Source organism: Streptomyces sp. NPDC002181 (assembly GCF_042890485.1).
Taxonomy (GTDB): Bacteria; Actinomycetota; Actinomycetes; order Streptomycetales; family Streptomycetaceae; genus Streptomyces.
Window position 1 is genome coordinate 264,162 of the sequence record NZ_JBIASC010000003.1, and the last position, 14,140, is coordinate 278,301.

Annotated in this window: 14 protein-coding genes; 10 read left to right on the forward strand and 4 right to left on the reverse strand. The window is 72.1% G+C overall.

Features of this window, described 5'->3' with window-relative positions:
• Positions 1 to 37: 37 nt before the first annotated feature.
• Positions 38 to 1,978: an APC family permease gene (locus ACFYXV_RS10550; protein WP_385464602.1), complete on the forward strand. Its 1,941-nt coding sequence runs from the start codon at positions 38 to 40 to the stop codon at positions 1,976 to 1,978.
• Here ACFYXV_RS10550 and ACFYXV_RS10555 read toward each other — a convergent pair.
• A complete protein-coding gene (locus ACFYXV_RS10555) occupies positions 1,896 to 3,140 on the reverse strand; it encodes a helix-turn-helix domain-containing protein (protein WP_389382619.1) in 1,245 nt (414 codons plus the stop codon). The two genes, ACFYXV_RS10550 and ACFYXV_RS10555, sit on opposite strands and share 83 nt — an antisense overlap.
• Before the next feature lie 256 nt (positions 3,141 to 3,396).
• Here ACFYXV_RS10555 and ACFYXV_RS10560 point away from each other — a divergent pair, with 256 nt between their 5' ends.
• From ACFYXV_RS10560 to ACFYXV_RS10590, 7 genes are all read left to right on the forward strand, one after another.
• Entirely contained in the window at positions 3,397 to 3,645 is a 249-nt protein-coding gene (locus tag ACFYXV_RS10560) for a helix-turn-helix domain-containing protein (protein ID WP_048477985.1), read from the forward strand.
• Positions 3,646 to 3,909: 264 nt separating this feature from the next.
• The gene (locus tag ACFYXV_RS10565) at positions 3,910 to 4,329 is read left to right on the forward strand and encodes a hypothetical protein (RefSeq protein ID WP_385464595.1); all 420 of its coding nucleotides are present in this window, start codon (positions 3,910 to 3,912) and stop codon (positions 4,327 to 4,329) included.
• Positions 4,326 to 5,117, forward strand: coding sequence for a transcriptional regulator (locus ACFYXV_RS10570; RefSeq protein WP_385464592.1), 792 nt, complete (start codon positions 4,326 to 4,328; stop codon positions 5,115 to 5,117). Before ACFYXV_RS10565 ends, ACFYXV_RS10570 begins: the two co-directional genes overlap by 4 nt.
• Positions 5,118 to 5,197: 80 nt before the next feature.
• Entirely contained in the window at positions 5,198 to 5,644 is a 447-nt protein-coding gene (locus tag ACFYXV_RS10575) for a roadblock/LC7 domain-containing protein (RefSeq protein WP_389382622.1), read from the forward strand.
• 114 nt (positions 5,645 to 5,758) lie between these two features.
• Positions 5,759 to 6,133, forward strand: coding sequence for a hypothetical protein (locus ACFYXV_RS10580; protein WP_030157853.1), 375 nt, complete (start codon positions 5,759 to 5,761; stop codon positions 6,131 to 6,133).
• A 179-nt stretch (positions 6,134 to 6,312) separates the two neighbouring features.
• Positions 6,313 to 9,903, forward strand: a complete 3,591-nt coding sequence (locus tag ACFYXV_RS10585) for a CDP-glycerol glycerophosphotransferase family protein (protein ID WP_389382625.1) — start codon at positions 6,313 to 6,315, stop codon at positions 9,901 to 9,903.
• A gap of 137 nt (positions 9,904 to 10,040) precedes the next feature.
• The gene (locus tag ACFYXV_RS10590; protein ID WP_385464586.1) at positions 10,041 to 10,523 is read left to right on the forward strand and encodes a VOC family protein; all 483 of its coding nucleotides are present in this window, start codon (positions 10,041 to 10,043) and stop codon (positions 10,521 to 10,523) included.
• A gap of 15 nt (positions 10,524 to 10,538) precedes the next feature.
• On the opposite strand, the gene ACFYXV_RS10595 is transcribed toward ACFYXV_RS10590, so the two are convergent.
• Complete coding sequence (locus ACFYXV_RS10595; protein ID WP_389382627.1) at positions 10,539 to 11,273, reverse strand: NAD-dependent deacetylase; 735 nt, start codon at positions 11,271 to 11,273, stop codon at positions 10,539 to 10,541.
• A 166-nt stretch (positions 11,274 to 11,439) separates the two neighbouring features.
• On the opposite strand from ACFYXV_RS10595, the gene ACFYXV_RS10600 reads away from it, so the two are divergent.
• Together ACFYXV_RS10600 and ACFYXV_RS10605 are read left to right on the forward strand one after the other, a co-directional pair.
• On the forward strand, positions 11,440 to 11,877 hold the full coding sequence (locus ACFYXV_RS10600) for a hypothetical protein (RefSeq protein ID WP_385464580.1): 438 nt from the start codon (positions 11,440 to 11,442) through the stop codon (positions 11,875 to 11,877).
• Positions 11,878 to 11,911: 34 nt separating this feature from the next.
• Positions 11,912 to 12,787 (forward strand): GNAT family N-acetyltransferase, encoded by an 876-nt coding sequence (locus ACFYXV_RS10605; RefSeq protein ID WP_389382629.1) that lies wholly within the window; start codon positions 11,912 to 11,914, stop codon positions 12,785 to 12,787.
• A gap of 61 nt (positions 12,788 to 12,848) precedes the next feature.
• On the opposite strand, the gene ACFYXV_RS10610 is transcribed toward ACFYXV_RS10605, so the two are convergent.
• Positions 12,849 to 13,292: a subtilase-type protease inhibitor gene (locus tag ACFYXV_RS10610; protein ID WP_385464574.1), complete on the reverse strand. Its 444-nt coding sequence runs from the start codon at positions 13,290 to 13,292 to the stop codon at positions 12,849 to 12,851.
• Positions 13,293 to 13,531: 239 nt separating this feature from the next.
• Positions 13,532 to 13,993: a cyclic nucleotide-binding domain-containing protein gene (locus ACFYXV_RS10615; RefSeq protein ID WP_385464571.1), complete on the reverse strand. Its 462-nt coding sequence runs from the start codon at positions 13,991 to 13,993 to the stop codon at positions 13,532 to 13,534.
• Positions 13,994 to 14,140: the final 147 nt, after the last annotated feature.

A 14,140-nucleotide genomic window follows, 5' to 3' on the forward strand; every position in this document is an offset into this window, starting at 1 on the left:
GGGGCAAACTGCATGAAATATGCACGATCATGCCGGAATGAGGCGTATCAATCTGAAGCGCGTGCTGGTGGGCGAACCGCTCGACACCGCACGACTGGGCGAGACGCTGTTGCCCAAACGGCTCGCGCTGCCGATCTTCTGCAGCGACCCGCTCTCCTCCGTGGCCTACGCCACCGAGGAGATCCTGCTGATCCTCGCCCTCGGCGGCGTCGCGCTGCTCCACCTCACCTGGTACGCGGCCGCCGCCATCGTCTTCCTGATGATCGTGGTCGTCGCCTCCTACCGGCAGACCTGCTACGCCTACCCCGGCGGCGGCGGTGCGTACATCGTCAGCTCCGAGAACCTCGGCCAGACCGCCGCCCTCACGGCCGCCAGCGCGCTGCTCGTCGACTACGTCATGACCGTCGCCGTCTCCGTGGTCTCCGGCGTCGACGCCATCACCTCCGCGATCCCCTCCCTCAGCGACCACGAAGTCGGCCTGTCGGTGGGGTTCGTGGCGCTGTTGGTGCTGATGAACCTGCGCGGCGTACGGGAGTCGGGACGCGTCTTCGCCATCCCCACCTACGGATTCGTCCTCGTCATCTACGTCATGTTCGCCGTGGCGGCCGTCCGGCTCGCGACCGGCGACACCATCCGCGCCGAGTCCGCAGACCTCCCGATCACCGCGGAAGGCACCTTCACCGGCCTGGGCCTGGTGCTCCTCGCGATGCGCGCCTTCGCCTCCGGCTGTACGGCGCTCACCGGTGTCGAGGCGATCAGCAACGGCGTGCCCGCCTTCCGGAAGCCCAAGAGCCGCAACGCCGCCAACACCCTGGCCGCGATGGGCGTCCTGTCGGTGACCATGTTCCTCGGCATCACCGTCCTCGCCATGGTCTACGAGGTGCACGTCGCCGCCGACCCGACGGAGCTGGGCCTGCCGCCCGGCACCCCGATGTCCACGGCGCTCGCCCAGATCGGCCGCGCCACCTTCGGGAGCTGGCACTTCCTCTTCTACCTGCTCCAGGCCGTCACCGCGGGCGTGCTGATCCTCGCCGCGAACACCGCCTTCAACGGCTTCCCGATGCTGGCCTCGATCCTGGCCAGGGACCGCTACGCGCCGCGCCAGCTCTTCAACCGCGGCGACCGGCTCGTCTACTCCAACGGGATCGTGCTGCTCGCGCTCGCCGCCGTCGCCCTCATCGTCGCCTTCGACGCCCAGCTGACCCGCCTCATCCAGCTCTACATCATCGGCGTCTTCGTCTCCTTCACCCTCTCGCAGGCGGGCATGGTCCGGCACTGGCGGCGCGAGCTCGCCTCCCCGGCCACGCCCAAGGCGGAGCGGATCCACATCCACCGCCGGCTGGCGATCAACGCGGTCGGCGCCACCCTGACCGCCGTGGTCCTGATCATCGTCCTGCTCACCAAGTTCACGCACGGCGCCTGGCTCGTCGTCATCGCGATGCCCCTGCTCTTCTTCGGCATGAAGGGGGTCCGCCGGCACTACGAACGCGTCTCGGCGCAGGTCACCGTCGCCCCCGGGGTCAAACCGCGCAAACCCTCCCGCCACCACGTGCTGGTGCTGGTCGCCAACCTGCACGCGCCGACCCTGAAGGCACTCGGCTACGCACAGGCCCTGCGGCCGGACACCCTGACCGCCGTCACGGTCGCCGCCGACGAGGAGGAGGCGCGGCGGCTGCGCGAGGGCTGGGCGGAGCACGAGCCGGGCGTACCGCTGAAGATCCTGCACTCCCCGTACCGCGAGGTCATCGGGCCGGTGCTCGCGCACGTGCAGGAGCTGGCCGCCGCCGAGGGCACGGACATGCTGTCCGTGGTGATCCCCGAGTACGTGGTGGGGCACTGGTGGGAGCAGCCCCTGCACAACCAGAACGCGTTCCGGCTGAAGGCGAGGCTCCTGTTCATGCCGGGGGTCGCGGTGATCGACGTACCGTACCTGCTGGAGTCGGCCCGGCCGGCGGAGCCTGCGGAGCCGGCGAGGTAGCCGGGTCGTGCACGCGCTGGAGGACGGCCGCATGGGCCAGTGCCAGCTCCACCACCTGCGCCGGGTCGGCGAGCGAGCGGCCGGTCAGCCGCTCCAGCCGGCGCAGCCGGTTCGAGACGGTGTTGCGGTGGCAGTACAGCCGCTGGGCGGCGTACGTCGTCGACCCCTGGCAGGTCAGCCAGGTGCCCAGCGTGGTCAGCAGCACCCGGCGGTCCTCGGCGGGCAGCGCCAGCACCGGACCGAGCACCACCTGCCGCAGCCGGCCCGCGAGTTCGGCCTGGGAGGCGACCAGTGCGGAGGGCAGCCGCTCGTCGAGCAGGGCGGTGCACGGACCGCCGGACGCGGGGGCGGTGCGCAGCGCGAGCGCGGCCAGCCGGCGGGCCCGGGCCAGGTCCCCGGGGCTCCCGACGACCGGGCTGACCCCGGCCCGGGCGCCGAGCGGGCCGAGCAGCTCCCGTACGGATTCCAGCGGATGGTGGCCCAGCTCCACCAGGGCGGTCTCGCCGTCGGCGCGGATCCGCCACAGCACGCGCGGGGCCTTCGCGTCGCCCGGACCGTCCGGGGCGCCCGGCCCGCCCGGGGCGCCCGGGGCGAGTACGGCCACCGCGAAGCGGCCGTGCTCGGGAAGCCCCAGCTCGGCCGCGGGCCCGTCCGCCGGGCCCGCACCGTCGAGCAGCGCGTCCAGCAGGGCCGCCCGGTGCTCCCGTTCGCGGTCGCAGCGGGCGGTCTCCGCACGGCGGTACCCATCGGACAGCGCGTCCGTCAGCTGGTCGAGTACGTCCCACAGCAGGGCCGCGGCCGGCAGCAGCCGGGGCAGCGCCGCCGGATCGTGCGCGGCCACCGCCTCGCCCAGGGTCTGCCACACCATGCGGCCGCCGTGCCGGCGGGCACGCAGCAGCGAGGCGAGCGGCAGGCCCCGTTCGGCCAGGAGCGCGCCGGTGGCGCGGGCGTCGGCGAGCTCCACGGGCAGCCCGCGCAAGGCGCGCTCCAGGCCCTCGACGGACTGCCGGAGGTCGAGGCGGATCCGCTCGCGCAGCCCGGCCCGGCCGAGCAGGGCGGCGTACGCGGGATCCTCGGCCAGCGTCCGGTCGGCGAGCCGGTCCGCCGTCACGGTGATGCGGCGTGACAGGTCCTCTCGTATCTCCTCGATGATCCGCTCCATGACGGGCAGGGTGACACGGGGGAGGGGGCGGTGGGGAGGGCCGGGACCGAGCCGCGTCCGCAGGCGTGTCCGAATCACATCGAGACGACGGCCGGACGCCCGCTCCCGCGCCTCACGCCGGGCAGGGTGCCGGAGGGCCGGCGGGGCCGGGGCGTGCTGATCTTATGTCCGGGCGTGCGCGAGTCAGCTGGGATTGTGGGCGGTGAAGGACTTTCATGGGGGTGCCAGGACTCGTACCGGAGCAGGGGGAGTATTCATGGTCACCGACGGCGGTCAGAAGGACAGTGACAGCGCACCCACCCTGATCGGTTCCGTGCAGCGGGCGCTGCGCCTCGTGGAGGCGATGCACGCCGAGAACGGGGCGACGGCGAAACGGCTCGCACGTGTCACCGGCATTCCGCTGCCGACCGTCTACCATCTGCTGCGCACCCTCAGCCACGAGGGCTACGTCGAGCGCGAGGGCGGCGCCTTCCGGCTCGCGGAGCACCTTCCGCTTGCTTCGTGAACCCTGGTCGTGAACCCTGATCGAGCCCCCGGCCGAGCCCGTGGTGAACCTCGTGCGCCCCACGCGCCCTCTTGCGCCACCGACGGCCGTGATCAACATTCGTGATCAGAAGTCGACGGGTTCCGGCCACGCAGCCGCGCGGTTCTGTGCATGTTCCCGCGGAAAATGCCAGAAGCCCCTTCCGCGCTGTGGAACGTGAGTAAGTTCCCTCCTGTCGCGCCGTAGACCGTGCACCTCGCACGTCTGGCCGGGAGGGGAGCCCGCGTGCCCGGGATCGACGAATGCCTGCTCGAAGCCATGGCCCTGCCTGGTGCGCGGGGGGCCGCGCTGGTCGACTGGAGCAGCGGACTGGCCCTCGGCACCGCCGGGGAATCGCCGGTCGGCGACCACGAGACCACCGCCGCGGAGACCGCCGAGCTGGCCCGGGCGGCCGCCGAGTACGAGTCCTTCGCCCAGCCCGTGCCGGATTCCGCGCCGGATCCGGACCACGGGCAGTCGGGCCCAGGCCTGCCCGTGGAGGACCTGATCGTCACCACCCGCACCGGCTACCACGTCCTGCGCTTCGTCGAGACCAGCTTCGACAGCAGCGTCTTCCTCCACCTGTGGCTGGACCGCACCGACGGAAACCTCGCCCTCGCCCGGCACAGACTCCGCATACTCGCCGAGGGGCTGGTCCTCAGATGACACCCGCCCAGATGGGCGGCTTCGCCGCCGTCGCCGTCTCGCCCCTCCTGACCCGGCTCGCCGCCGAGCGCGCCACCGGCGCCCTGCTGCGCGACCGCGGCACCCTCTTCCTGGAGGACGGCCGCATCGTGCACGCCGAGAGCCCGGCCACCCCCGGTCTCGACGTCCTCCTCACCACCGGCGGCGGCCTCGCCCCCGAACGCTGGCGCGAGGCCGTGGACCGGGCAGGCGCCCGCCGCCAGGTCGCCCGCTTCCTCGTGGACAGCGGGGGCCTCGCCGGCGGCGAACTGGAAATCTGCCACCTCGCGGCCATATTCGACGCCGCCTTCTTCGCACTGTCCCCGGGCACCGGGCCCTCCCGCTTCCGCCGCGGGGCCACCCACTGGATCGGCTCCGTCCGCTCGGTCCCGGCGGCCGCCGTCGAACGCGAGACCCGGCGCCGGAGGGAACTGCTCGACGCGGTGTGGCCCTACCCGCTGCTGGACACCTCTCCCGTGGTGCCCCGCGCCGCCGCCCCCGGCCAGACCGTCACCGCCCGCCAGCGGACCCTGCTGGCCAGGGCGGACGGGATGCGGACCCCGGCGGACCTCGCGTGGGTCCTGGGCCGCCCGGCCTTCCACACGCTGCTCGACGTACGGCGCCTCGCGGCGGCCGGACTGGTCGAGACCCCGCACGCGCCGGTCCTGGCGCCGGTCGAAACACCCCTGCCCGACTGGATCACCCAGACCCAATCCCCGGACGTGGCGCTGCTCCGCCGGTTACGCGACGCACTGGAGGCAAGCCTGTGAGGCTCCCGCTGCGACCGGCTCTGCGCTCCGAGCGCGCCGACCGCTCCGAGCGGAGGCAGCCCGAAAGGAGTAAGGCCGACATGAGCACGGCGATGGTGCCCCCCGAGGCCGAAGCCGAGATACTCGCCGAGCTCCGCAGGCTGCGCGCCCGGGTTCCCCAGCTCACCGGCGCCCTCGCCGGCAGCGCCGACGGCCTCGTACTCGCGCAGGACAGCGCCGCCACCGAGGTGGAGTCCGTCGCGGCACTGACCGCGGCCGCACTCGGCGTGGCCCAGCGGCTCAGCGACTGCACCGGTCAGGGCGGATTCCGCGAGCTGCTCGTACGGGGCGAACACGGATACGTGGCCACGTACGCGGCCGGCGACGCCGCCGTCCTCACCCTCATCGCGGAACCCCGCGTCAACGTCGGCCGGCTCCACCTGGAGGCCCGCCGCTCCAGCCTGCGCATCGCAGAGCTCATCGACCAGGTCCTCGGGCGCCGCGGCCCCGAAGTCCCGCACGTACACATCCGTACGGACCAGGCGTAACCGGTACGAACCGGGCGCGCCAGACCGTCAGAAACCCTCCGAAAACACCAGTAAACCGCCTGGAATTCGCCAGAACCCAGAGCCGGAACACCAGAGAAAGAAGTGGAGCCAGTCATGGCCAATGTGGAGACCGCCCTCAAGGAGACCCTCGCCACCATCGACGGCGCGATCGGCGCCGCCCTGGTCGACTACGGCAGCGGCATGGCCCTCGGCACCATCGGCGGCGGCAAGGACCTCGACCTCACGGTGGCAGCCGCCGGCAACACCGACGTGGTCCGTGCCAAGGTCCGCACCATGGAGATGCTCGGCCTCAAGGACGAGATCGAGGACATCCTGATCACCCTCGGCACCCAGTACCACCTCATCCGGCTGATGAAGAGCCGCGACTCCAAGGGGTTCTTCCTCTATCTCGCGCTCGACCGCGGCCGGGCCAACCTCGCGATGGCCCGGCACCAGCTCACGAAGATCGAAGCAGAGCTCGAAGTCTGAGCAGGCGTTCGGTCGGACTCCGACGCCGAGGTGGCGGGCGGCTGAATTCTTTGCCGTCCGCCCCGGGGGGCATGGGGCGTATGTCCAGGATGGGGGGACTTTATCATCCTGTTACCGAGTAGGATGCTCTCATCACCTGATCATCGAAATAGCTTGAAACGCTGGAGAACCCGCCACCCATGCCCCCGCGCCTGAGCATCGTCGTCCCCGTCTACAACGTCGAGCTCTATCTCGACGAGTGCCTGGAGTCCATTGCCGCCCAGACGTTCGCCGACTTCGAGTGCATCCTCGTCGACGACGGGTCCACCGACACCAGCGCCGTCATCGCCAAGGCCTTCGCCGCGCGGGACAAGCGTTTCCGGGTCGTCATGCAGGAGAACGCCGGACTCGGCGCCGCCCGCAACGTGGGCGCCCGCCACGCCGCCAAGGACAGCGAGTACCTGGCCTTCGTCGACAGTGACGACACGATGCCGGACTACGCGTACGAGCGCCTGATAGCGGCCCTCGACGAGACCGGCTCGGACTTCGCCGGCGGCAACGTGAAGCGGTTCCGCTCCGTGGGCATGCAGCAGTCCTGGGGCCACCGGGCGGCCTTCGCCAAGACGCAGCTGAAGACCCACATCTCCAAGTTCCCGGCGCTGGTCACCGACCGCACCGCGTGGAACAAGGTCTACCGGCGCAGCTTCTGGGACGAGCACGGCTTCCAGTACCCGGAGGGCATCCTCTACGAGGACGCCCCCGTCAGCATCCCCGCGCACTACTTCGCCTCCAGCGTCGACGTCATCAGCGACTGCGTCTACCACTGGCGCGTGCGCGAGACCGGCGAGCGCTCCATCACCCAGCGCTCCACCGACCCGGTCTCCCTGATCGACCGCGTCACCTCCGTCCGCCTGGTCCGCGAGGCCCTCAAGGCCAAGGAGGGCGCCAAGTACGCCCGCTACCTGCGCGACTACGACTACAACGTGCTGAGCGAGGAGCTCCCGCTCATCTACAAGTACGTCGGGGAGGGCGGAGCCGACTTCCGCGCCGCCTTCGTCAAGGAGGTCGGCGGCCTCGTCCGCGAGATCGGCACCGGCCCCTGGTCCGACCTGACCGTCGCCGACCGGCTCAAGGCGTACCTGGCCCGCGAAGGCCGCGTCGAGGACTTCATCGCCCTGACCAAGCACCAGAGCGACTACTCGTACAGCGTCCCGGTCAAGGGGCTCGCCCGTCCGCAGGCCGACTACCCGTTCCTGAACGGCCGTCCGCCCGTCCCCGCCAAGATCCTCACGCTCGGCGCGCGCGAGCGCCGCGTCGTCAGCCGCCTGGAGCAGGCCGTCTGGAGCGACGGCAAGCTGCTGCTGCGCGGATACGCGCTGCCCGGCCACCTCGGCGCGGAGAGCCGCCTCGGCTCGCGCAAGATGCTCGTCTTCCGCGAGGGGGGCAAGCGCCGCCGCACCGTCGTCACCGCCCGTACGGTCGCCTCCCCGATGGCCACCGTCAACGCCGCGCACCTCGCGCTGCGGCACGCGGACTGGGCCGGCTTCACCGCCGTCGTCGACCCCACCGCCTTCCAGTCGGGCGGCAAGTGGAACGACGGCATATGGACCACCTCCGTCGCCGTCACCGGCGCCGGCGGCCTGCACCGCGCCCGCCTCAAGGGCGGCGAGTCGGACACCGGCCAGAACCCGCCCGCCCACTGGGTGACCCCCGACGTCCGCATCGTCCCGAACGCCTCTGGCGCCCTCACCATCCAGGTCGAGACGGTCCGGGCCCGCGCCCTGGACGTCCGCCCGTCCGGCGAGGACGCCGTGGAGGTGAGCGGAGAGCTCGCCGCCGAGATCGGCGCCGGCGCCACACTGCGCGCCGAGCACGTCTCCACCGCCGCCGTCCTCACCTTCCCGATCGAGACCGCCGCCGCGAGCGGCTCCGGCGGTGCCGGCCGGATCCCCTTCACCGTGCGCGTACCGCTGGCCGGGCTGGCCGCCGTACCGGACGCCGAGTGCGAGCCCGGCGAGTGGGCCCCCGAGCCGTGGAGCCTGACCGTGGTCGGCGCCGACGGCTCCGAGCACCGCCTCGCGCACGACGAACGCGGCGGCTTCGACGGCCTGGTCGTGCCCCTGACCGGCGGGGACACCGGCCGAGCCCTCTTCGCCAAGCGCGGCAACACCGGCCACCTGACCCTCTCCGTGCAGCCCTCGCCGCCCCTCGTCGACTCGGTCGCCGGCCACGACGGCACCCTCACCTTGAAGGGCCGCCTCGTCGCGCCCACCGACGAGCCGTACGAGCTGGTCCTGCACGACGCGCACGGCACCGAGTTCAGCTACCCCGTCACCCGGGACGGCGACCGCTTCGAATCCACCTTCGAGCCCGTCCTCCCCGAGTCCTACGCGGGCCGCACCACGCTGCCGAAGGGCCGCTGGTGGCCCACCCTGCGCCCGCTCGCCCAGGGCGGCACCACCGCGGGTCTGCTCGGCGTCGACCGCGGCGCCCCCGTGCAGTTCGCGCCCACCGCCCTGCACGCCGGACCGGTCGCGATCACCGTCGAGGGCCGCCGGATGCGCGTCGAGGCCCGCTTCTACGACCGCATGGTGATCGTCTCCGACCCGCTGCTCAGCCCGCACGACCGCTCCCGGTACGCCCAGCGCGTCACCCGGTACGAGACCTACCCGGCGCAGCGCGCCCTCCCGGTCAAGGACATCGTCGTCTACGACACCCACCAGGGGAACGGCACGGGAGACTCGCCCCGCGCCATCCACGAGGAGCTGCTGCGCCGCGGGGAGAAGCTGGACCACGTCTGGCTCGTCCGCGACGGCCGCGCCGAGGTCCCCGCGACCGCCCGCGCCGTGCCGTACGACAGCACCGAGGCCTGGGAGGTCCTGGCCCGGGCCCGCTACTACGTCGTGAACGACAACGTGCCGCGGCGCTTCCAGCGCCGCGCCGGCCAGATCGTCGTCCAGACCTGGCACGGGACGCCGATCAAGGAGATCGGCCACGACTTCATCCACGACTACTACACGAGCCCCGAGATCCTTGAGGGGCTGGAACACGACAGCGCCCAGTGGTCGCTGCTCGCCTCCCCGAGCTCGTACGCGACGCCCCTGCTCAAGCGGGCCCTCGGCTACCAGGGCGAGGTCATCGAGTCCGGCAGCCCGCGCACGGACGCGCTCGTCAAGCCCGACGCGCAGCGGATCGCCGAGGTCCGCCGCCGGCTCGGCCTGCCCGAGGGCAAGAAGGTCGTCCTCTACATGCCGACCTGGCGCGAGAACCGCGAGGGCTGGTCGGGCGGCTACAAGCTGGACCTCCGGATCGACCTGGACGCGGCGCGGCGCGAGCTCGGCGAGGACCACGTCCTGCTGGTCCGCGGCCACCACCACGTGACCGAGCAGGTACGGGACGAGGTGCGCGACGGGTTCGTCGTCGATGTGTCCCGCTGGCCCGACGCCACGGACCTGCTGCTCGTCGCCGACGTCCTGATCTCGGACTACTCCTCGGTGCTGTTCGACTTCGCGCTCACCGACCGGCCGATCCTGCTCTTCACGTACGACATGGAGCACTACCGGACCACGCTGCGCGGCTTCAACTTCGACCTGGAGGCCAAGGCCCCCGGGCCGCTGCTGGCGGACTCGGCGAGCCTGATCGAGGCCGTACGGGGCGCTGACGCGATCGGGGCGGAGTTCAAGGAGGCACGGGCCGCGTTCCGCGCCGAGTTCTGCGATCTGGACGACGGCGGCGCCGCCGAGCGCGTCGTCGACCGGATGCTCTCCATGGCGGCCAAGCCGGCGGTGTAAGCCGTTGGGGTGCATTCAGGACGCTTTACCGACCGGCCCCGGGCCCACCGATGAATTTCGGGCCCGGGGCCGGTCTGTATGGGAGAGGGAGGGCGAACCGCCTTCCCGCTTCGACCGGCACACGCCTGGAGGCAGTCATGACGAGCAACGGTTTCACCACGTGCCTGTGGTTCGACGGCGAGGCGGAGGCCGCCGCCGACTACTACGTGTCGCTGTTCAAGGGCGGCAAGCTCGGCGGGGTCGCCCGCTACCCCGAGACCGGGCCGGGCCTGACGGGTGCGGTGATGACCGTCGAGTTCGAGATCAACGGCCAGAGGTTCGTCGGCCTCAACGGAGGCCCCCAGTTCACCTTCAGCGAGGCGATCTCCTTCCAGATCGACTGCGACGACCAGGCCGAGGCCGACCACTACTACGACGCGCTCACGAAGGACGGCGGAGAGGAATCCGCCTGCGGCTGGGTCAAGGACAAGTTCGGGGTGTCCTGGCAGGTCATCCCGGCCGGCTTCACCGAACTCGTCGCCGACCCCGACCCGGAGCGGGCCGCCCGCGCCATGGCGGCCATGATGAAGATGAAGAGGCTGGACGTCGCGGAGCTCCGCCGGGCGGCCGACGCGGGCTAGGGGACTTCGACGCCCCTAGACCGCGGCCTCGGTGATACGGGCCAGCAGGGCCGGGAGCGCGGTCCCGATCGGCTCGCGGACGACCTCGTCGGCGAGGGAGTCGTACGGGGTCTCCTCGGCGTTGACGATGATCAGGCGGGCCCCCGCCTCGGCGGCCATACCGGCCAGCGAGGCGGCGGGCTGCACCTGGAGCGTGGTCCCGACGGCGATGAACACCTGGCAGCCCTTGGCCACGGCCACGGCCTGGGCCAGTACTTCGGGGTCGAGCCGTTCGCCGAACATCACGGTCGCCGACTTGAGGATCCCGCCGCAGGCGGAGCAGGCGGGATCCGGGTCCCCGGCGGCGACCCGGGCCAGCGCCTCGTCCATCCCCGACCGGGCACGGCAGGCCGTGCACACCACCGACCGGGCGGTCCCGTGCAGCTCGAACACCTTGCGCGGCGGCATCCCGGCCTGCTGGTGCAGTCCGTCCACGTTCTGCGTGATCACCCGCACCGGGGTGCCGGTGCGCTCCAGCCCCGCCACGGCCAGATGCGCGGCATTCGGCTGCGCCCCCAGGGCCCCCAGCTCCGCGCGCATCAGCCAGGACCGGCGCCGGATCTCCGGATCCGCCATGTAGTACGCGTACGTCACCAGCTTCTCGGCCTCCGGATCCCGGCGCCACAGCCCCTGCGGCCCCCGGTAGTCCGGAATCCCGGAATCGGTCGACATTCCGGCCCCACTGAACACTGCGACGAGCGGTTTCCCCATGCTGCGACCCTACGCAGGGCCGGAGCGGACCCGCGACCGCATTAACGGTGCCCGCGGGGTCCGGGCGTCCGGGAGGGTCGTTCCTGCGGTGAATCCCGCCCCCCACAGGAGTGAGATCCGCGGCCCACCCCTGCCCGTGAACACCCCGGGCGGTTACACATCCCGCATGAAGACCACCCCGTACAGCCTCGGTGCCCTGCTGCTGGCCCTGCTCGTGCTGCCGGCCCCGACCACCGCGGTCGCCGCCGTCGCCGACCCCACGCCGGCCGCCGCCGGCCGCCACCGGCACACCGCCTCCGAGATCAGTGCCTTCCTCACCGCCTTCTACGGCCACCACGGTCCTTCCGCGCGCGACCGTGAACAGGGCGTCTCGCAGCAGCTGGCGGAGAAGCAGGCGCACGCTCCGACCTCCGACGTCCTGCTCTGCGCCCACAACGAGCCCCGGGACATCGTGGTCGGCGCGGTCACCGTCGCCCAGTCGGCAGGTGTCGGCTGGGCCACCGTCACCACCCACTGGGCGGGGGACCGGACCGACACCTTCACCGCGTACGTGCGCCTCGACTCCCGGCCGATCAAGCTGGACGACGTGATCTGCGCGGGCTGATCCCGCCCCCACGCCGTCTGGTACAACACCGGACATGACAGGATTCGAGATCGGCGGCGCGAGCGCCGCCGACATGGAACTGATCCGCCGCTGGGCCGACGAGGAAGTGTGGAACCCGGGGGACTCCGACCGTTTCGCCTTCGCGGTCGCCGATCCGGCCGGCTTCCTCGTCGGCCGGATCGGCGGCGAACCGGTGGCCTGCATCTCGGCCGTGCGGTACGGGGCGGACTTCGGGTTCATCGGCTTCTACATCGCCCGCCCCGCCGTCCGCGGCAGGGGCTACGGGATCCGGCTGTGGCGGGCCGGGATGGAACGGCTCGACGGACGGCTCATCGGCCTGGACGGGGTGGTCGGCCAGCAGGACAACTACCGCAAGTCCGGGTTCCGTTCCGCCTGGAACAACGTCCGCTACGAGGGCGTTCCGCGGCCGAACGGATCGGGTGGCGGCGCTGGTGGTGACGGTGGTGCTGGCGCCGGATTCGAGGTGGTCGACGCCGCCTCGCTGCCCTTCGGACTGCTCGCCGCCTACGACCGGCGCTTCTTCCCCGCCTCGCGCGACGCCTTCCTGTCGGCCTGGACCGGCCTGCCGGGCCGTACCGCCCTCGCCGCCGTCCGCGACGGCCGTATCGAGGGCCTCGGCGTGGTCCGCCCGTGCAGCGGGGCCTCGCGGATCGGCCCGCTGTACGCCTCCGCCCCGGCCGTCGCCTCCGCCCTGCTGCACCGGCTCGCGGAGCACACTCCCGACGGGGTGGTCGCGGTGGACGTGCCGGACGCGAATCCGTCGGCCACCGCCCTCATGGTGGGTCTGGGGCTGGAGCCGGCCTTCGAGGCCGCCCGGATGTACACCGGCCCGGCCCCGGAGGTCGAACTGGCCGGGCTGTACGGGGTGACCAGCCTCGAACTGGGCTGACGGGCGGCGGACGCCGGGCGGCGGTCGCACGACGCCGCCCGGCCGCTCGCGTCGTGCCGGTTCAGAAGCCGAACAGCGCGCCGCTGGTGTGCCGCAGGCCGCACGGGTTGCCGAAGGTGTACGAGTAGCTCATCCGGCGGCCCTGCCACACGCCGTCCGCCGTCACCGTCATCGGGTTCCACTCCCGGGTACAGTCGACGCCCGCACCGGGCGCGGCGACCGCGTCCAACTGGTGTGCGTTCGCCCGCAGTTCGGCGCAGGCGGCGGCGGGGGAGGGGTGCGTCCCGCCCGGGGTCGGCGCGCAGACGAGGGTCACGGCGCGCATCACCGTGCCGTACGTGGCGTCCTCCCCGGCGGTGATGCTCAGGACGAGGGCGGAGGGCGCGTACAGGCTCTCCGCCCCCGACGGCGCGGCGTCGGCAGCTCCGGGCCAGGCCAGGGCCGTGAGAGCGGTGAGCGCCATGGCGGCGGAACCGAGGCCGAGACCCTTTGCGATGGACCGCATTTCGAACTCCCTTGAGTGGTTGCTTCGGATAGCGGACAGGAGTCTTGCCGACACGGACCGTGAACGCCCGTTCGCACCTCTGTTTTTCGTCACCGATCGTGAGCGAATGTATGCAGACCGCAGTGGTGCGGGCTGCGCTGACCTGTGGCGGAGCGGTCCGCCGAAACGGCCGAACACACGCGCTGAAACATTCCCGGGGGCGCCCTTCGGCCCCCGGGAACGCGTGCCGGGCAACCGTTCTAGCGGGCGGTCGCGATGCGCGGGGCGTAGAGGTCGATCAGCCGGGTCCGGGTCTGCTGGAGCCGCAGCGCGAGCACCCGTCCGACCCAGTGGCCGATGGCGGAGCCGAACGCGGGATCGGCGTCCATCAGCATGCGGACGGCGGTCGCGTCGAACTCGTACGAGCGCACCGGGGTCATCGCCTCGGCGCTCAGCTGCCAGGTGTACGGCGGGAAGAGCCAGGACCAGCCGACGAGTTCCCCGGGGCCGAGGTTCTCGACGGGGGCCGGCCGGCGGGTGGGCAGCGGGATCTGGAGCGTCACCGTGCCGGATCGCACGATCCAGAAGGACTCGGCGCGCGAGCCCTCCTCGAAGATCCTCGCACCCTCGGGGAAATTGACCTCTCGGGCCTGGGACATCAGCCGTCCGCGGTACTCGGCGGAAAGGACGGCGGCGATTCGGATGGGGGAAGGTGTGCTCACGACGGCCTCCGATCAGGGCCCCCCGTTACCCCCCAGTGTGACCGACATCCGGACGAATCCGGGCGCGGCGCATCAACCGGTTGTCCGGTACCCCCGGGGGCGGCCCGCCACACCCCCGGCGCGGCCGGTGCCGCCGACTCCCCCAAG